Source organism: Acidovorax sp. HMWF018 (assembly GCF_003061035.1).
GTDB lineage: Bacteria > Pseudomonadota > Gammaproteobacteria > Burkholderiales > Burkholderiaceae_C > Acidovorax > Acidovorax delafieldii.
This window is the reverse complement of sequence record NZ_QAIM01000103.1, coordinates 1-17,519: the sequence shown is the minus strand read 5'-3', so window position 1 is coordinate 17,519 and position 17,519 is coordinate 1. Positions and strand designations below refer to the sequence as shown.

The following is a 17,519-nucleotide window of genomic DNA, read 5'->3' as shown; positions in this document are numbered from 1 at the left end:
GCGACCAGATGCACGGACTCTTTTCGCGCCCAAATTGAGGAAAACGGGGAAGACCCCCAAGTCTTCATGGACGAGTTCTCCGCATGGAAGGCTCGCGGACCTGCCGGAGAGTATGCGTTTTATGCTTTTGGGCGAGATGGCGAGTATTCACGGCCAAAGGTGCTGGGCGTGAACGTGTTGAGGCATGTGCATCTTGCCCCCAGAGTTGATCCCCATGAACAGGCTGAGTGGAAGCGCCGATGGCGGAAAGGGTGGCAGAAAACCAGTGATCGGGTGCTTGTGTATGCCCAAGATCAGACTCACGGCTACCTCTTGATTTACATCTTGGACGAGCCAGGCGCTCATGAGATTGCGGAAATGCGAAGTCCAGAGGACGAGAAGTTGATGAAGCAGATGGCAAAAGTGGCATCTGATTTCATATTCGACGGATCTATCAGGGCGTAGCATCACATCACCCTTGCCTGCTACAGTCCCCGCCAGGAGGACGCCCATGGAACAGGCAGCACAACAACCGGTCACGCCCCTGCGATCTTCCGCCCCTCAATAGGGTTCGACACCAAGCCTGTGAGTTGGGGCAGTAGACAAAAAGAAACCCTCCGAAGAGGGCTTTGATTTTTTTAGTTGAAGCTACGCAGCCAGACGGGCCGTGTTGGGGCGTTGTTGCAGGCGCTGCATGCAGGCGGTGGCCATTTCGATCAGTTCTGCACTGGTGCACATGCACTCACCACTGGACACATCGCGCACCAGGCGGGGCCAGGTGGTGGTGAATGAGCCATGCTCCAGTTGGCGCACGTAGGCGGGAGTGCCCTTGGCGCTGTCGTCAATGAAGGCCAGCACCCAGCGGCTGTATTTCCATTCATCGTTGCCCGACAGCACGGCGTTGAACACGGCGCTTTGAACGGATGCGGCGGCCTGCGAAGCTGCATCGAATGCGGCCTTTGTGCGCGCTGCGTCGGCCTGCGCGGGCTGATTGCGACCGGTCTTGCGCTGCACGGCTTCCACGATGGGCTCGAACAACATGGCCGGGTAGCCGTTGGGCGATTCGATCTTCTTCACCCAGTCAGCCACGATCTCTTGCACGGTGCCAGCCTTCGGGGTGTCATCAACCAGCTCCCACTCCGAAACATGCCGAGCCAGGATGTTCACCGCCTCATGGAACTCCCCGGCGGGGATGTGGCGGTAGTCTGTCTTGAAGTGCGCCTTGAGCTTGCTCCAGCCTTTGACCATGGCACCGCCCTGCTTCTCCTTCGGCAGCTTCTTCACGTTCTCTGTCAGAAGCAGGCGCAGGGTTTCGGCCTGCTTGTCGCTGATGGTCTGGTCGGGAAGAACCGAGTAGGCGGTGCGGGGGTTGATGGCGATGCCATCATTCCAGTATTGCCAGAGAACGTCGTCGCACTCGTTTTGGTATGTGAGCACAGTCGGCCGAATTTCTGGCTTGATCTTCCCCACATGGATGCCTGCCAGCCAGCCGAACAGCTTGCGGAGAGCGATGCAGGCCATCAGCTGAATACCGCCTGCGGTAGGTATGGCGATTTCCACCATACCCCAGCGACCGTCATTCGCAGCCAGCTTGGCATGCTGACTTTTCCAGTCAATGCCCATGCCCTCCACGATGGGCTTCATAGGCGTAAATGGCTTGCCGTTGTGCTCAACCACATACAGGTCCGCGCCGTGAAACGGCACCGTGATTGCGCGGCTGGGCGCGACTTGCGTAGAATCGATCATGTTGCTTTCCTTCTGATAGGGGTTTGCTTCACTCGACGCCTCAGGACTCTCACCTCCTGGGGCGTTTCCTTTTTCAGTGCACCTTGCTGACATCTTGCGCAGCTCCTCGCACGCACTCCTTCAAGAAGGCGACGATCTGACCGTTGAAACTTCGGTCGTTTGATTTGGCTGCCTCATGAACCTGTTGGTGCAAGTCGCGGGGCAATCGCAACGCAGTTTTTTGCCATTCAGCTTGGGTTTGGTTGGTGGCCATTTCGCTCCTTTCAGAAAGTCACCGTGACTTCCTTGGGGCAAATGTATGTCACCGTGACTTTATATGCAAGTTTTTTTATTGCCATAGCAACGCTATGCTTCGCACATGGCCACTGAAACCTCCTCGACAGGGCGCGAGTCCGATAAATTCATGCTCCGATTCCCGGAGGGGATGCGCGCGGTCATCAAAGAGGCAGCCGAGAAAAATGGCCGGACCATGAATGCGGAGATCATTTCCCGCCTGCAAGCCAGCTTTGACAAGGGCAAAGACAGGCCGATCTCCAATTACGCAACCGTCGATCACGGCGACGATCCGCCGCCACTGGACATCTACGCCCAGCTAGCGATCCACGCCGAGCGTCGGGCGTTGGCCGTTGAATCAGAAAAGCTTCAGCTTCTCCAGGACGAGCTTTGGACGGTAAACTCTTGGCGCGAGACCATGTACGGGAAAAACTGCGCACACCACTTGGACGAACTCGCGGCCGGACTTGCAGAAACGATTGGTGAGCTGTCGGAGCTGGATGAAGAAATCGAGTCCGCCCGTGCAGACGCTGACCAGGCGGCAAACAAGGTCCCCGACCTGCCCGGGCCGTGGCAGCGCCGCACGAAGCCCTAAGTCACCCCTGACTTAACCAAGCTTACTGCTAGAGTTGGGGAAGGAGGGCCACCAATGGAACAGGCTACAGAACAAGCGGCAACGGCCACATCGAAGCCAACAAACTGGTACTCAGGCTGGCGTGTCTTTGCCACTGCCGCGACTACCTTCATTGCTGCAAAATTATTTGGTGTCGCAGGTGCTCTTGTGGCCGTCCTGCTCTTCCTCTGGCTACAACCCAAACGTGGAACATGGCAAGCGCTTGCTGCAGCCGTAGCCGCAGGCGCATTGGTAGCTGTTGGGCTGAGCGTCGCGCTCCTTCAAGAGCAGCGAACAAACGTTCAGCAGGCTCCTGCATCACCCCAACCTGCAGCTACGCCAATATCGTCGGAGAAAAAGGCATTCACCTACGAAGAAGCGGTCGGCGGAAGCAAGCCCTAGACGGGCTGGAACATTGCCCCATCCCAACGGGCTTGGCCGCGAGCCGTCTGATACACCTGCCCTTTGACCAGTTGCTCTTTCTTCGGCAGCGGCTGAATTGTGCCGCCCTGATCCGCCTTCCCCCCAATCGGCACCTGCTCCACCGTCCCATCCTCCAGGGTCCGAATCAGCGCCTGGCCACCCTTGGCCACCACGCCCTGATCGGTCACAGTATCGGGAAGGTTGACCACCTGCATCCGGTCGGCCGCCGTCTTGCCGCTCAGTGATGCCAAGCTGCGTTGAGCAATCTTCCGCTGTTCCGGGGTGGCGTTCGGGTCCAAGAGCACGTTGCGCAAAGCCTCCTGCTGGGCTGCGGCCCGGGTCTGGAACCCTTGCGCAGTGCGACGCAGAGCGAGGTCCCCCTGGGCAACAGCAGTGCGGCCAGCTTCACGAGTTGTGGCCCCTTGTTCCTGCATTGCAGCGCGCTCGGTAGCGCCGGCGTCCTGCACCGCAGCTCGCTGGTTGGCGCCGCTTTCACGCATTGCCGCTTGGTCTACGCCAGTCTGGGCTTGCTGCAGAGCCTGATCATTTCGCAATGCTGCTTGGTAAGCAGCCACATTGCCATCTTGATCGGCTTGTCCGCGCACCAGTTGTCCCCGCAGATTGGTAGTGGCGCCTCGGCTCCATTCGGGGGTGTTGGTGATTGAGCTTGCCGACACCTGAAGGTTGCGCAAGTTATTGCGCGCAGCCCAATCGTTGGTCGAATTGCGCACAGTGGGCGCCGCCACCTGGGTCGATGGTGCGGAAGTAGAGCCACGCGGTACGAAGCCAGCCGCTACTCGACCTACGCCACTCGGCGCCGAGACTATTCCGCCGCCTGGTTCCTGGCCATTGATGCTGATGTCTCCCGCCACATTGGTCCCCGCATAGCTGTTGCCATCGCGTGTGACATTGCTGGTGCTACGCCCATTGGCGAACACCACGGTGTCACCCACAGGTGAACGCTCAGTTGCAGGCAATGCCGGTGAGGCTGCAGACTGAGTTGGAGCCGGAGCTGTAGCCGGCGTGGTGCTGGCGGTAGAACTCGCTGGCTGTGTTGCAGTCGGCGGCGCAGTAGCGGACGCGGATTCCCCAATGCCCAGAAACTGCTTCCCGGCATCAGCGACTGCAGGTGCTGCCGCGCGCCATGCACCACCCACTACATCGTCAACCACTGCGGGGCCATAAGCCAACGCAGCGCGTGCTGTTTCACCAGCTGCAGCACCATAGCGGCCCTGGCTTGCAAGGTCGCCAATGGCTTTGCCAGACTCATTGAAAACCGCGCGGGTGCTGGGCATGAACCCAGCAGTCTTGGGCGCTGCGTTTGCTGGCGCTGGCGTCGGTGCTGCCGTGGGAGCAGCTGGTCGGCTGGCTGCCTGCGCCTGGGCGCCCTGCACGTACATGGCCGTTTGGTTGGCCAGGCGCTTCTTTTCCTCGTCCTGCACGGCACCGCCATCTGCGAAAGACTGGGACGGCACAAAACCAGCAGCCGTGCGCGTCTTGCCGCCACCGCCAGTTGCTTTGTGGGTCGCATCGCGCATCACTGTCAGCACAGCCTCACCCAGCGCCTGCACTTGCTCGGGCGGCAGCTCAAATTCACCATTGCTCAGGCGCACGGGTACGGCGTCACCCGCCTCGCCGCCCTGCCCTTCCATGCCTTCGGCTTCTTCACCCATTTCCTCGGGCTCGCCCAGTTCCTCCAGCGCCTCGGGGCCAATGGCCTGGGTGCTGTCGGCCGGCATGATGAAGGTGCCGGGGCGCTTTTCGGTTTCGATGGAATCGCTGGTCCCAGTGCCTGGCCCGCGGATCAGGCCGCCAGGCTTGAAACCAAACGGTTTCACCGTGCCACCCTCTTTCAGGCCCTGCTCCTTTTCACGGCGCTGCATGGCATTCATGCCGGAGTAGTCGCTGATTGCCGCCTGCGGTGCTGGTGCTGCGGGCGCGGGTGCAGGCCGGGATGCAACGCGGGCAGCAGCCTCCTGGTTGCGTGCCTGTGCCTTGGCGTCAGCGGCCAGCAGTTCCTCGCGGGTCTTGGGGCGAAATCCAAGCATGCCGGTGAGAGAGTGGACCATGCCGCCATCGGCTAGGTACTGCGGCTGCTGCTTGTAGCCCATGGCCTCCATTTGGGGGATCATGGCGCGCAGGCGTGCGGCATTGGATGTGTCGGTTGGTGCGGCGGGTGGTTGAGCTGGCTGAAACCCCATGGCCTGCATTTTTGGGATCATGTCGCGCACTGCTGCGACACCGCGCGATCCAAACGGGACAGATCCGCCATCAGCGAGCTGGGGCACGGTCTTGTTCCGTGCGGATTTTGGTTGGAAGCCGTACATGGCGCATCCTTTGAGTCGGGTTGTAGTGATTCTTCTGGCTGGCTGGTGGCCAGACAAGCCGGACAGGGGGGAGTTGTTACGCTGATTCGGTCTTGCCCAGAGTGTTGGCAACACTCGCACCGATCCCGTTCAGGCTTGCGGCGGCTGCATTTCCAACCATCGAAAGATTCGCCAGAGCTGCCTGAGCCCGCATCTGGGCGGTCTCGATCTTGGCGCGCAGATTGGCCTCGTTGGCACGCTCTTTCAGCTCCGCATCGGTGATTTCCAGCCGCAGAAATGGCTCCAGGGCAGCGCTCTGCGCCTGGTAAAGCGACACCAGCGTGCGCGCCGCGTCGTTCTTGAGCCCGCTCAGTGAGGTGGCCAGCTGCGCAGCGGTCTGGGGCGCGAACATTACCGTGCGCACATAGTCGCTCACTGCCTGCAGCGCCTGTGTGAAAAGGTTGCCTGCCGTGGTGATGGCAAAGCGCACGTTCTCCACCTCGGTGTCAAAGCTCTTGATGGCGATGTCGCGGCTCTGCTCGGCCAGCTTGTCCCGGCTGTCCTGACGGATCATGGCAATGTCGTTCAGCATGGCGCCGGGCGGCAGCGGCCAGCCCGCGCGGGCGTACTTTTCGGTCACGCCGGCGGTATCCCGGGCAGCCTGTTTCAGGACGCGCGCACGCCCACGCTCCCAGAGCGCCGTTTCCACCGCCGGATTGATGCCCGTGCCTCCCTCGTTGATCGCCCGCTTGCACCACCGCATGGCATCTGCCAGCAGGGTCATATCGGGGAAGGCGATGCCCACCATCTTGTTGAAGGCGTCTTCCACCAGCGCGGAAAGCTCCGCGTTCTTGGTGTCGAAGAATGCGAATGCGCTGTCCGGGTCGTCAAACTGCAAGCCATCGGGGGGAGCAATCTGCTCCAGCGCTGTACTCAGGGAAGGCAGCGGGATCTGCGCGGCGGTGCCCACATCGCCCTTGATGCCATCACCGAAAGCAAACGCCCGCTCAAACCACTCCTGGGCGTTGTTCCACTTCGCGTTGATGATCTGCGTGGTCTGCAGGGCTGGACCTGTCACCCCGCTGGGAATGGTCACAATATCGGTCATGTTCCGATCCTCCGGGCCGATTCGGCAATGAGAAAGCGCACGGCATCCACCTCGAAGGGCATGCCGCTGTCGTTGTAGAAAGTGGGCGTCAGGTAGGTGCTCTGCATGCCCTTGCCCAGGTCGAAGCGCATTTCGCGCATGGTGCTGCCATACACCCGGGCTTGGTAGGAATAGCTGGCCGGCGCGCCGCGCACCAGCGCATCCACCTCCAGCCGCATTGCGCCGGCTGCCGCGCCCAGGTAGCAATGGGTCACGGTCTTGACCTGCGGATTGCCGAAATTCATCTGGCCCAGGCCAAACACCGACACGATGGGCTCGCCAGCGTCGTCCTCGCCCTCCAGTAAGTACAGGCCTTCGTCGGTCGCACCGTAGTAGCGCCCGCCGATCTTGGCCACGCTGTTGAACGGGTAGTTCTCGTACTGCGTGGTCCCGCCAGGATCATCTGCGGTGATGTTCATGACGAACACCTCGGTCAGGTTCGAAAGCGCTCCCAACTCGCCGCCCAGTAAGGCCAGCAGCGGCGCCACGGCCAGCACTACCTCGGCCGCATAGTCGATCTCGCCAGAGAGCACGCCACGCATGGGAGCTGCAGCCAGCGTAACCTGCGCGAAGGGAGAGAACGCGCCACCCAGCACGCCCGACAGTGCACTGCTGGGCAGCACTGCAGCCGATACAGCGCCGGTGAAACTGCCCGACAGCACACCCTGCATGGGCGCGGTGGCGAGTGTGACCACCGCGAAGTGGGTGATTGCACCGCCCAGTACCGCATTCAGGGGCTTGGGATAGCCCGAAGCGTAGCCCTGCATCGGGGCCATCATCCCGTGGGATTCGCCGTACTTCCCCTCCACAGCCATGCCAGTCATGGGCACCATCACTGCGCCGGAGAACCCATAGCGTGCTTCGGGGCCGTGGGCGTAGCCATACAGGGGCATCATCTGCCCCGCGCTCAGACCATAGGCTGGAGTGAGCATGCCGGCACTGGCCTGGCCGCCCAGGGGACGCATGGATGCGCGGGCCTCGCCATACGTGCCATGCACCGCAAGGCCGGTCAGAGCCCGCATCGCGTTGTGCGATCGCGCACGTTTGGCGCTGGCCGTGCCGGTCAGGGCATGCATGCGACCGCGTGAATAGTTCCACTCTGTTTCCGAAGCGAACCCATCCAGAGGCAGCATGGATGCCGCTGAAAACCCGCCGAAGGTGGACATCAGCGCCGGGGCGTCAATGGTGTCACCACCAGAGTAAAGCGAGGCATCGAGGAACACTGTGCCCGTGCTGGGCAGGTCGCTGGTGTAGATCAGCGCATCGTTCTTGTAGTACCGAACGCGCCCGCCAATGCGTTCGATCTTGAACGTGTCACCACCGGAAAAAACGGCCTCTGCCGTCTTGGCCGTGCCTAGCTCCATCACTTGGAAGGTCTGGCGGCGGAAGTACAGACCATGCTCAATGTTGAGGTATCCGGCGTCCTCGTCCACGTCGTTGAATCCCACCACGGCGCCCACGGCGGCGGGCACTTGGAAGGTGGCAGCACCATTCCCCACCAGCTCCGCGATGGATCGCGCGCCCGCGTTCCAGCCCAGGCCGAACTCTTCGACCACGGTGCGCGGCCGATAGGACACGGCGGGCTGGGCCTTCTGCTCGGGCTGCGCAGGGTAGAAGACTGTGGTGGTTTCTGGCGCGCAGACCCGCGTCGTGGTGCTCACCCCAGGTGTTCCGGGCAGCTGCACAAAGCGAACCACGGCCTTGCCGCTGTCGTCAATGACAACGGTTCGCGTGAGGGATGGCTGTGTGCCGCCCACTTGGCGGGTGACCAGACGGCAAACCACCTTCGTTTCCGTCGCCGTGTAGGCCGCGCGGGCTGGGCGGTACGGAATCGCCGCCTGGGCTGCGCGCTCAGGCAACACCGTGATGCCGGTGGACTTCTTGAGCTGGTTTGTCACAGTCGTTCCTTCGTGCCCACCAGGCCCGTCCAGAAGGCTTCCACGGGTGCGGTCGCCAGCATCGGCAGCGCAGCGTGAAACCGGAAGCCCGAAACAATCGGGATGCCGTCCCACCCATCCACAGGGATCGTCACCGAGAACAACGGCGGCAGCAGGTCGATGTAGTCCTGCTCGGATGCGTACACGTCGTATTCATAGGGATCATCGCCAGCCGACAGGTAGCAGGCTGGGTCTCCTTCCCCTCGATCCACCGCAGACGACGACGGCGTGATGGTCGGGTCGCTGAATGGCGGGTTGGAGACGCCGGTGAACCCATAGTTGTTGATGTAGGGCGGCGTGTCCACGCGGGTCACGTAGGTGCCCGCACCATGGAAAGCGATGCTGCCGTCGTCAAAAACCTTGTAGACGCGCACATTCCCCGTGGTCGGCGGCGCGCTCACGCCGTCCCACTCGGGAGTCTCTGCGCGACTCGTGTAGATGACCGCCAGCACGCCCATGGCTTAGAACGTGGGCAGGTTGATGCTGTACTCGTCCAGCGGCTGCTCGATGCCGGACACCAGCGATGTGCTGCCCAGGTTCATTTCCGCGCCGCTGGTGCTCACACGGCCCTGAATGCGCGGCTCGGTGGTGGACACACCGCCCGTGTCAGCAGAGCCCACATGGCGGTAGTAGCCCGCCGTGCCGGTGGCAAGGTTGGTGCCCTTGAGCACGTCCGACACTACCTTGGCCACGATGCCGTCCACGGCCGTTGTGTCCATGCTGAACCCGGCACCAGCGCCGTCCTTGTCGATCACGCACAGCAGCGTGCCCGTTTCGGCGGCATCGGCGCTGGCAGGCTCGGAGCCAGAAAAGATGCGGATCTTGCCGCTCGCCAGGGCGGCGCGCAGAGAGCCCGTGACCAGCATCTGATTGCGCAGGCCGGTGGAGACTTTGTAGGTCATGGTGGTTTCCTTTCGGTGGTGATTCAGTTCTTGACCCAGAGCGCACCAGCCATGAAGCCGCCGAACTCTTCTTCGTCGTCGGCGCCGTCCGGGTCACTCCAATAGCCGTAGTCGCGGTCCTGTCCAAAGGCTGCGTTGAACACCGCTTTGTGCGTGGTGTCCTGCTTGCCGTGCACATGGATGGCATCAAACCAGTTCAGGGCACCCTCTGTCGAACCCGACAGGGGGGAGATCAGCTCGCCCGTGGCGGTGGGCACTTCCTCCGGGCCCTCAAACAGGATCTCGCCCTGCGTGCGGTTGATGCACGCCGCCCAGTGACCTCCCGGATGGGCCGGGATGCTGTTGCCGGGCAGCAGACTGGGGGTGATGAAGCGCGCGGCGAACTCCTGCTGCATGGCCAGGGTGGCGCCCTCGTTGCCGCAGGGCGCCACCCCGCGCGGAATGCTGGGCAGGCGTACCGCATCCGCCGGCGGCGCCATGGTCGCGGCCGGGTCGGGCCCGAACTCTGGAATGTCAGGCTGGTACAGGATGGAGCGCACCGCCTGGCCACGGATACGCAGGTGGTGGTTGGGATACACCTGGCTGCCAAACCGGCGGCTTGCGCGCGTGGCGTTCCACTCCAGGTGCGGGCTGGGATCGTCCACCACCAGCCGCTCATAGCTGGATGCGGTGGCCCTGTTGCGCTGATAGGTGCGGGTGATGAAGTTCAAAAACCGCAGGTCGGCCACGTCGATGTGCGTCACAAAGGTGGCCGGCATGTGGTTCTCGCTCAGGTACTTGGCGCGGGCCAGCCCGATTTCAAATTGCGGTGCTGTGGTGGTGGTCGATAGGGGCATGAACACCCGCCCGGGGTAACCCACGGTTTCGCCGTTCGCCTGCTCAAACGCGCGGGCTGTGTCCGGGCCCGCGTAGAAGAACTCTGTGAGCACGTCCAGGCCGTCAAACTCCCACCGCTCGTTGTGCACCAGGCACAGGCGCTGCACCATGGCCTGCGTTCGCTGGTTGCGCACCATGTAGTACGCATGGACGCCATCGGCCCGGAACTGCCCGGTCAGCGCGCTTTCCAGGTAGGGCTCGTCAATGTGGTCGTGGTATCGCCGCCCGCTCGCAAAGCCTGGCGGCCCCACGATCCCGCGAAGATGCCGGCCGCCCTGGGCGAACTGCACGCCCGCCGTCAGGTAACGCCAGGTGTTACCGCCCACAGGATCCGTGGGGAACCCAGGCCCCTCGTCCGTCACGCCCTGCCCCGGTATGAAATACACCTCCACTTCGGCCACCACCAGGTCATCGTCCGCGAGGCCGTCCACCGCGTCCTGCTCCTTGGTGCGGGGCGTGGCCACGTAGTAGGCGGCGTCCACAAAGTATCGCTTGGGGCGCTCGCTGGTGGCGTCGTAGAACTCGCTTTGGAGCACATTAAACGTCACATCGAAGGCGTAGGGGTCGCTCTCGCTGGTCGCCGTCACCGTAATGCCCAGCTCCAGGAGGCCCGGCAGGTAGGTGAATGCGGGCTCGTAGTTTTCCGGGTTGGGCACCGCCTTCCAGTCCTTGGTGCTGCCGCCCACGACGGGATTGAAACCCGCCTCCTGCGAACACCCCACCAGCACGCCGTCGATCAGGTACGCACGGGCAAAGGTCTGCTCGCCAAAGCGCCGCGGCAGCCGGTACTCGCGCACGCGGCGGTAGGCCCAGCCGTCGCCGTCCGGGTCCGGGCGAAAAGCACCATTGGCCTCACGGCCGGGCGCGGAGCGCTGGTAGCCATTGCCCGCGTTCTGCGTGGTGTAGAGGTTGTTGAAATGGGCATCCGGCATCAGCGGCTTGCCGCCCACCAGGTAATACGGGCCGAAGGGATCGCCCGCGTTGGTCTTGGTCCAGACCCACACCCAGGCCTCCACCTTCTGGTGCGCGACGGTCGCGCAGCGGGTGCCTGTCTTGTTGAATTGCCAGGTCCAGTGCTGGGTCTCTACGTCCTGCGCGGTATCGGGCACCGTCACCCAGGCCGGGTACGGAGGAAGGAACACCCGGGCCACGCTGGGCGGAAGGTCGGCGTAGGCAATGGGGTTGGCCGCGTACAGCTCCGCATACTTGGCGGTGTTCTGGTACTCGCCCAGGGGCCACACCGTGAAACGGCCATGGGTGTCTGACTGGATCACATAGTCCCGGCGTGCACCGCTGGGCAGCGTCACCGTCTGCACGGCCGCGCGGCGATACCAGACTTTCTCGCCCTGCTGGCGGCTGGCGCCCACCTGCACGCCGTTGGCCTTGTAGGCGCATGTCTTGATGTCGAAACCCGCATCGCCCATCACCGGGTCGTTCTGGCGGTCGGCGCCCAGCTTGAGCAGGTAGTTGCTGCGGAAGGAGTAAGCCGTGGTGCCCGGCCCGCGCTGCGGCGCGTTGGTGGCCAGCCCGTAGTTGAACCCAATGGCAGAGGTCAGCAGCCAGTCGCCCTTGTTGCCCTTCCACCAGGAGTGCTCGGCCATCTTCTGGTCTTGCCAGGACCACTTGGTATAGAAGTAGTCCGGCTCGGCCTTGGCGCCGTTGGAAGGTGTCACAGAGGTGGCGCGGCGCGCGGGCACTACGTTCCAGGTGGGCACCTGGCCGGGCTCAGGCACCAACGTTGTCGAGTAGCGCGGCAAGGCCTTGCCCGCCATGCTCAGAAACACGGCGCTGCCCTTGGCGTAATCGCCCGGCGGCTCGCCAGGGATCTCCACGCCGTCCGCATCGGTGGGCGCCACGCCCAGCTCGCCCGCAGAGCCCAGGCCCTCCGGGTACTGGCGGAAATCCTCGTTCACCCAGAACTCATAGCCTGCCAGCCCTGTCTGCGCCTGCTCAGCTGGTGCAGGTTCCACGTACAGGCGCCCATTGACCTTGCGCGATACGGAACCATCAGGGTTCACGCGGTGCAGCGAAGGCGTGCCCAGGGTATCTAGGTGCCGCGCCTGGCGCTCACCCTGGCCGCTGGGCGTGCCTCGCTGGTGCGGGAACTTGCCGTAGTCCACGGGCCATCAAGCAGGATTGGAGAGCGTCAGCAGCACGGGAACACGAACCACGGTGCCCGCTGGGTAGGTCACGGGTGCATTCAGCTTCTGGATGGCCAGCAGCACGCCCGTGGTGGAACCCTTGCCGGCGCTCGAAACGATGGCGAACGCGCGCACGGTCTTTTCTGCGGTCAGGGTGAACTGGGCATAGTTGCCCGTGTTGTCGGATGCCCCGTTGCTCGCGGCGCTCTCCACGAACGCAGGGCGCGTGGCCTCCGAGTAGGCAGTGATTTCGGTGGCGCGGGCCACGATGTTGGCGGCGGTGTCGTCATCCTGGGGGGTGTAGTCGCCCTCGTACGGGGCAACACGCCACTCTGCCACCTGGGTAGCACCGTGGAGAACCACGTCCAGGATGTGATTGCGGCCTTCGGCTGGGTAATGGATGGTCATGGTGGGGTCACTCCAAAGCGTGAGGTGATGAGGTGCTTGTCGCCCAGGTGCTCGCGCACCCAGGAAAAGCCGGATTTGGCGGGGTTGAAGGTCAGGGCTTCGTCCTGCGGCAGGGCCAGCGCACCGCCGGACTTGGCGATCACAGCGCCCTGCTCGCCCTGCCAGTACGCGGTCTGCCTGCGCTTGTCGAAGACAGCAGAGCCAGGCAGCGCGCCGTAGGGCAGCAACACCACGGGCGTTGTGTTGAGCGGGTCGCCGGGCAACCAGTAGGTTTTGTCCGCGCAGACATACACGCCGTCGTCCATGGGCTGAACCAGGCTGATCGGCTCAGGGAACGGGATGAAACCGCGCCCCACGTTGAACAGGCCATAGCGGTAGGCCTCGCTGACATAGAGCCACCGGCCGCTGGCCACCAGCAAAGAGCCCTTGTAGTGCGCCAGGGTGTGGCCTGCGGGCATGGTGTCCTGCATGAAGGTGTCGCACACCGCGCCGTCATTGCCCAGGCTCAGGTAGTCGCCGCCCAGCACCTCGTTGAACACCTCGCCATCAGGGCCGGTGGCGTACACCAGGGTGTTGGCGGAAAGTCCCGCGAAGGCAATGCCGCCGCCGGTAGGCAGATTGATCTGCACTGGCTCCGTGCTGGCCGACTCACCATCAGGCCCGATGGCCGTGAAGCACACTTGGTAGCGCCCGGCGGGCAGGCCGCCAGCCGTGGCGGATGCCACGGGCACAGGGTTGGGTGCAGGCGTGACCAGCTCGCGGGCCACGGAACCAGACAGGCGTCCAATGCGCGTGCCGTTGGTCCAGTACACCATGCCATCCGGCAACCGCGAATACGACACGCGGCCAGAGCCCAGGCCAGGGACTGCAACCGTCCGGGCCAGGGTGCGGTGATCGATGTGCACCAAGTCGCCATTGAACACCCCGTAGGCGTCCTTGTCATCGGACCACAGCGAGTGCCAGCCACCAGCCACGGAAAGCGCAAAGCCGGGGCGGCTGCGCATGAAGCCCGATTGCGTGAGGTCAATGTCCTTGGCAACCCGCAGCCAGCAAGCCGTGACCCCACGGCCCAGCGACACCTCCATGCGCGTGACCGGCAGGCGGTTGTTCAGGCCCAGGTTGGTGCCGATTGGGTAGGGTTTTGCCATGGTGCACGTCAGGCCATGAACGACTTGTTCGTCTGCACCTCGTCATGGCGCGTCGATCGGCGCAGATCGGAATCTGGGCGCGGGCCAAAGTAAGCGGTGAATGCAGCTTCTTCCGTGGCTGCCCGCGTTTTGTCCTGCGCATCGGCATCGGGCTTACTGAACGCACGATGCAGCGCCCAGTGCACAAGGTGGCGGTGGTGAGCCTCGTTGATCTCGGGCTTGTCGTTGTCGTTGGCCAGGGCCTTCAATGGCAGCCGGTAGCCTTCCACAAACAGGGTGCCCGCAACAGATGGGCGGTCCACCAGCGTGATGCGGGTGTCGTCCTGAATGGCAAAGCACGGGCGGCTGTCGGTGCGGTCGCGCCAGCCAGGCCGTATGCGGTCCAGTTCTTCGCGGGTTTTGAGGTGCACTCGGTCCGAAGTGGTGGCGCCCGTGGCCTTGAAACGCAGGTGCTCCAGCTCGTACAGCGACTTGTGCAGCGGATAGGTGGCCACACCAGCCGTCACAGCGATCTCGCAGATTGCAGGGTCAGCGGCCTCGAACAGCAGGCGCCCACGAACGGCCGCCTCGGCCTGCGCCTCGGTCAGCCACGCTGCCACCCACTCCGCGTCCCAGAGTGGGGGTGTTTGCAGGTCGTCCGCGTCGATGCGGAACTGCTCGATCAGCTGCTCCAGGTTCATGGCGATCAGCCCACCATGCCAAATTGGTCGATGAAGCCGCGCACCTGGTCACGCAGTGCATCAACCTTCTGGGACTTGTCCAGTTCCTGGCGGTAGTTGTTGCGCGCGAACTCGATCAAACCAGCCTTGGGCATGTGGGCCACAGTGTCCAGCAAGTCCTGGCGCTGGCGCTCTTTGTCATCGATCTGGTCTTTTTGCTTGGCCGCAAGTTCCAGCGCCGCCTTGGTGCCGTCCGGGTCTTTATCGTCCACAGGCTTTGTGGTGTCGGTCTTTGCCTTGCCCTTGGTTTCTGGCTCCTTGTCCGGGGCCTTCCCGAACTGGTCTTCATGGCGCAGGAACTTGCGCGCCAGATCAAACGGAAGCTCGCGCGCCTGGCCTTGCTCGAAAGTCAGGCCGGTGCCGTACAGGTGGTCCCTGAAGCTCGGGCGGCGGCCGATGTACTGAACGGCCACGGTGGTGGTGCTGGTCATGGTGTTGTCCTCGTTGGGCGGATGGAAGAAAGGTCCGATTTGAGATCGGACCTTTCACCTGGCTGCTTGGCGCTTATGGCGCGCCAGTCAGCTCACCCATGACGAACAGATCCACGCGCGCAGCCTTGGCGTTTGCGGCGCCACCGGTCGTGAGGATCAAATTCGCTTCTTTGGGCAGCGTCACGGGAGCTGTGGTGGTGACCTTGCGGTACACACCCGCCGTGTTGAGTGCCACTGCTGCGCCAAAGTACGAAGCGTTCTGAGGGACATTGGCATCGTCCACGCCGTCCGTGTACTCGAAGCCGATGTTGGCAGTGACGGCGGCAGTAAAGGCCGTGGACACAGTTGCCAGATAGTCCTGCAGGTTCATGCCGGCTGGCAGAACGCCCAGCACTACCTTGTCGCCCGAAGCGATGGCGGCAGTCGAATTGGCGTTGGCAGCAGCGCCAGTGGAGGTCGTTTCCAGCTTGAAAGGAAGGGTCGTGAAGTTGCCGAAAGGCGAGACACCGCCGAATTGGCGGGCGCGAAACTGGTTGATCTTGATGGTGGCCATGATGGGCTCCTGAAAGGGTTACCGGGAGGGTCGAAACGGTGCTGATGGCAAGCGGGCCGGTGTTACCCGGCCCTGCTCATCAGTTGCGTGCGCCGATGATTGGCACAGCGGTGTCGATCACCGTGGCGCCGTAGTCGGTGATTTGCTTGCCGTTGCCGTGGTCCACCTCGTAGCGGATCTTGGACACGCCACGGATGGCGCCCAGCAGCAGCTCCACCTTGTCGCCGTGGTCCAGCTCCTTTTCGCTCCAGAAGAACGGCAACGAGCTGTCCTTGTGCGCAGCCATGGCCTCGGCTACCGCCTGGCCGCCCAGCAGGATCGCGCGGTCCACGGCAAACGTGGTGCCGAAGCTGGCTGGCACGATGCAGGAGCTTTCGACTTCGGTTTCGTAGTCGGCGCAATACTTGATGGTGTCACCCGCATAGAAGCGGATGGGCTTGTGCATCTTCACGATCAAGATGCCGTTCCACAGACCTGCCTCACCCAGGAACAGGGGATGCCCGTTGGCCTGGCTGGCGCGCGCCATGGCCGAAGCCTGCAGCGAGCGGAAGTTCGGATCGGTGGCAAAACCACTGTACTGGGCTGGGCTGACCAGCAGCACGCGCAAGGGCGAGTCCGTGGCAGCCTTGTCGCCCTCGAAAATCACCGGGGGTGGTGGCAGTGCGATCTGCTCCATGTAGGTGCGGATGCCGTCCACGGTGTCCATCTTGAACAGGTCCGTGGTGGCGAGATCCACCTCGCCAGCGGCCACATTGAAGGGCTTGACGCCATTGCCGCCATCAGCGATGAAATGGCGGTTTTTGGTCGGCGCCTTCACGTCGTTGACCATGATTTCAGCGAAATCAGGATCTGCCGTGGTGGGGACCACCCATTCGATGTTGTTGTGGAAGCCACGGGCGCCAGCCATGTGCACATGCAGCGTCTGGTCCACGTACTTGTCCATCAGCGCCTGCGCCACAGGGCGGCCCAGCTGGCGGAAGTCGTGAGGGCTGCGGATCGTGGTCATCACGTCGCCCAGGTCCACGGGGAAACGGGCCTGGTTGACGCGCAGCTTGTCCTCGGACAGCTTCATGCCAACGCCACGGCCTTCCGCGTACTTGCTGCCCATGATGGGCTTTGCGCCCACAGGGTTCAGCAGGTGGAAAGTCACCTCATCGCCACGGCCCTTGCCAAGGTCTTGGGCACGAACGATGGGCATGTGCTGCGTGGTCTGCTTGCGCAGAGTGGCGGCAGCGCCAGAGGTGCCCTTGGGCATGGGGCCCGTGAGGCGGGACATCTGCGAGTTGCGCGTGTTGTGCGCAGCGAACAAGCCAGCGGCCTGTTGAACCATGGCAATCGGATCGCCATAGCCCATTTGGGTCTTGTTGGTCATGTGGACCTCCTTCGATGGGACTGGGGCCACGCCATCCCGGCGTTACCCATGTCAGATTCACATCTGACGACTCAAATAAAGATCCCGCTGGGCTTGAGGCATGGCCTCCAGCGCCTCCGCGAGGTCTGCGGGTGACAAGGCATCGAGTGCATCCATGCGGCTCGTTGCACCTGCACGGCCGCCCGGAAAGTCCGAGAGGCTGGTAGGCACAGCGGGCTGCGCGGCTGCAATCGCTGCCTTGGCGGCGGCCTTGGGGTCCACGCTGGGCGCGGGCGCTGCGGCTGCCTGAGTTGCCCCGGTTTCCTTCTTGAACGTGTCGAACAACTCGATCACCTGCTGCGCGGTGCTCTTGGATTCAGGGTCCAGAACGGCGCGGTAGGCGGTCTGAGCGAAGCTGGGCTTACTGGCAAGCCAGTTCTCCAGCTCCTGGCTTTCAGCCACCGAATCAGCATCAGGGTGTGCGCTGTAAATGGCACCGTAGTGCTTCTCCACCTCGCTCACCTGGTGCTGCTCCTTGATCGGTGCCAGCTCCTGGCGCAAGGCGG

At 63.2% G+C, this 17,519-nt stretch carries 17 protein-coding genes and 1 pseudogene; 3 read left to right on the top strand and 15 right to left on the bottom strand.

Annotated features, from left to right (window positions below; translation table 11 throughout):
* The coding region (locus DBR23_RS03680) for a type II toxin-antitoxin system YafO family toxin (RefSeq protein WP_369882079.1) at positions 1 to 444 on the top strand (444 nt) is incomplete at its 5' end.
* A gap of 183 nt (positions 445 to 627) precedes the next feature.
* Here DBR23_RS03680 and DBR23_RS03675 read toward each other — a convergent pair.
* Positions 628 to 1,725, bottom strand: a complete 1,098-nt coding sequence (locus DBR23_RS03675; protein ID WP_108497363.1) for a phage antirepressor N-terminal domain-containing protein — start codon at positions 1,723 to 1,725, stop codon at positions 628 to 630.
* A gap of 73 nt (positions 1,726 to 1,798) precedes the next feature.
* Positions 1,799 to 1,978, bottom strand: coding sequence for an Arc family DNA-binding protein (locus DBR23_RS03670; RefSeq protein WP_108497362.1), 180 nt, complete (start codon positions 1,976 to 1,978; stop codon positions 1,799 to 1,801).
* Positions 1,979 to 2,083: 105 nt separating this feature from the next.
* On the opposite strand from DBR23_RS03670, the gene DBR23_RS03665 reads away from it, so the two are divergent.
* Together DBR23_RS03665 and DBR23_RS29170 are read left to right on the top strand one after the other, a co-directional pair.
* Positions 2,084 to 2,593 (top strand): Arc family DNA-binding protein, encoded by a 510-nt coding sequence (locus DBR23_RS03665; RefSeq protein ID WP_108497361.1) that lies wholly within the window; start codon positions 2,084 to 2,086, stop codon positions 2,591 to 2,593.
* Positions 2,594 to 2,647: 54 nt separating this feature from the next.
* The gene (locus tag DBR23_RS29170; RefSeq protein WP_146191221.1) at positions 2,648 to 3,013 is read left to right on the top strand and encodes a hypothetical protein; all 366 of its coding nucleotides are present in this window, start codon (positions 2,648 to 2,650) and stop codon (positions 3,011 to 3,013) included.
* Here the strand turns inward: DBR23_RS29170 and DBR23_RS03660 are convergent.
* The 13 genes and pseudogenes from DBR23_RS03660 to DBR23_RS29505 form a co-directional block, all read right to left on the bottom strand.
* Positions 3,010 to 5,256: a hypothetical protein gene (locus DBR23_RS03660; protein ID WP_146191220.1), complete on the bottom strand. Its 2,247-nt coding sequence runs from the start codon at positions 5,254 to 5,256 to the stop codon at positions 3,010 to 3,012. The two genes, DBR23_RS29170 and DBR23_RS03660, sit on opposite strands and share 4 nt — an antisense overlap.
* 181 nt (positions 5,257 to 5,437) lie before the next feature.
* Positions 5,438 to 6,448 (bottom strand): hypothetical protein, encoded by a 1,011-nt coding sequence (locus DBR23_RS03655; protein ID WP_108497359.1) that lies wholly within the window; start codon positions 6,446 to 6,448, stop codon positions 5,438 to 5,440.
* Positions 6,445 to 8,385, bottom strand: a complete 1,941-nt coding sequence (locus DBR23_RS03650; RefSeq protein WP_108497358.1) for a hypothetical protein — start codon at positions 8,383 to 8,385, stop codon at positions 6,445 to 6,447. The genes DBR23_RS03655 and DBR23_RS03650 overlap by 4 nt, the downstream gene beginning before the upstream one ends.
* Positions 8,382 to 8,876 carry a hypothetical protein gene (locus DBR23_RS03645; protein ID WP_158276419.1) on the bottom strand — a complete coding sequence of 165 codons (495 nt, stop codon included), beginning with the start codon at positions 8,874 to 8,876 and terminating at the stop codon, positions 8,382 to 8,384. The genes DBR23_RS03650 and DBR23_RS03645 overlap by 4 nt, the downstream gene beginning before the upstream one ends.
* A gap of 9 nt (positions 8,877 to 8,885) precedes the next feature.
* Positions 8,886 to 9,326: a hypothetical protein gene (locus DBR23_RS03640; protein WP_108497356.1), complete on the bottom strand. Its 441-nt coding sequence runs from the start codon at positions 9,324 to 9,326 to the stop codon at positions 8,886 to 8,888.
* A gap of 23 nt (positions 9,327 to 9,349) precedes the next feature.
* Entirely contained in the window at positions 9,350 to 12,322 is a 2,973-nt protein-coding gene (locus tag DBR23_RS03635) for a hypothetical protein (protein WP_108497355.1), read from the bottom strand.
* 6 nt (positions 12,323 to 12,328) lie between these two features.
* Positions 12,329 to 12,751, bottom strand: a complete 423-nt coding sequence (locus tag DBR23_RS03630; RefSeq protein ID WP_108497354.1) for a hypothetical protein — start codon at positions 12,749 to 12,751, stop codon at positions 12,329 to 12,331.
* Positions 12,748 to 13,899 (bottom strand): hypothetical protein, encoded by a 1,152-nt coding sequence (locus DBR23_RS03625; protein ID WP_108497353.1) that lies wholly within the window; start codon positions 13,897 to 13,899, stop codon positions 12,748 to 12,750. Before DBR23_RS03625 ends, DBR23_RS03630 begins: the two co-directional genes overlap by 4 nt.
* 8 nt (positions 13,900 to 13,907) lie before the next feature.
* Positions 13,908 to 14,579 carry a DUF6682 family protein gene (locus DBR23_RS03620; protein ID WP_108497352.1) on the bottom strand — a complete coding sequence of 224 codons (672 nt, stop codon included), beginning with the start codon at positions 14,577 to 14,579 and terminating at the stop codon, positions 13,908 to 13,910.
* Positions 14,580 to 14,584: 5 nt separating this feature from the next.
* Positions 14,585 to 15,049, bottom strand: a complete 465-nt coding sequence (locus tag DBR23_RS03615) for a hypothetical protein (protein ID WP_108497351.1) — start codon at positions 15,047 to 15,049, stop codon at positions 14,585 to 14,587.
* Positions 15,050 to 15,122: 73 nt separating this feature from the next.
* The gene (locus tag DBR23_RS03610) at positions 15,123 to 15,602 is read right to left on the bottom strand and encodes a hypothetical protein (RefSeq protein ID WP_108497350.1); all 480 of its coding nucleotides are present in this window, start codon (positions 15,600 to 15,602) and stop codon (positions 15,123 to 15,125) included.
* 79 nt (positions 15,603 to 15,681) lie between these two features.
* Positions 15,682 to 16,974 (bottom strand): DUF4043 family protein, encoded by a 1,293-nt coding sequence (locus DBR23_RS03605; RefSeq protein WP_108497349.1) that lies wholly within the window; start codon positions 16,972 to 16,974, stop codon positions 15,682 to 15,684.
* 57 nt (positions 16,975 to 17,031) lie between these two features.
* Positions 17,032 to 17,519, bottom strand: a pseudogene (locus DBR23_RS29505) (hypothetical protein); the annotation flags it as partial.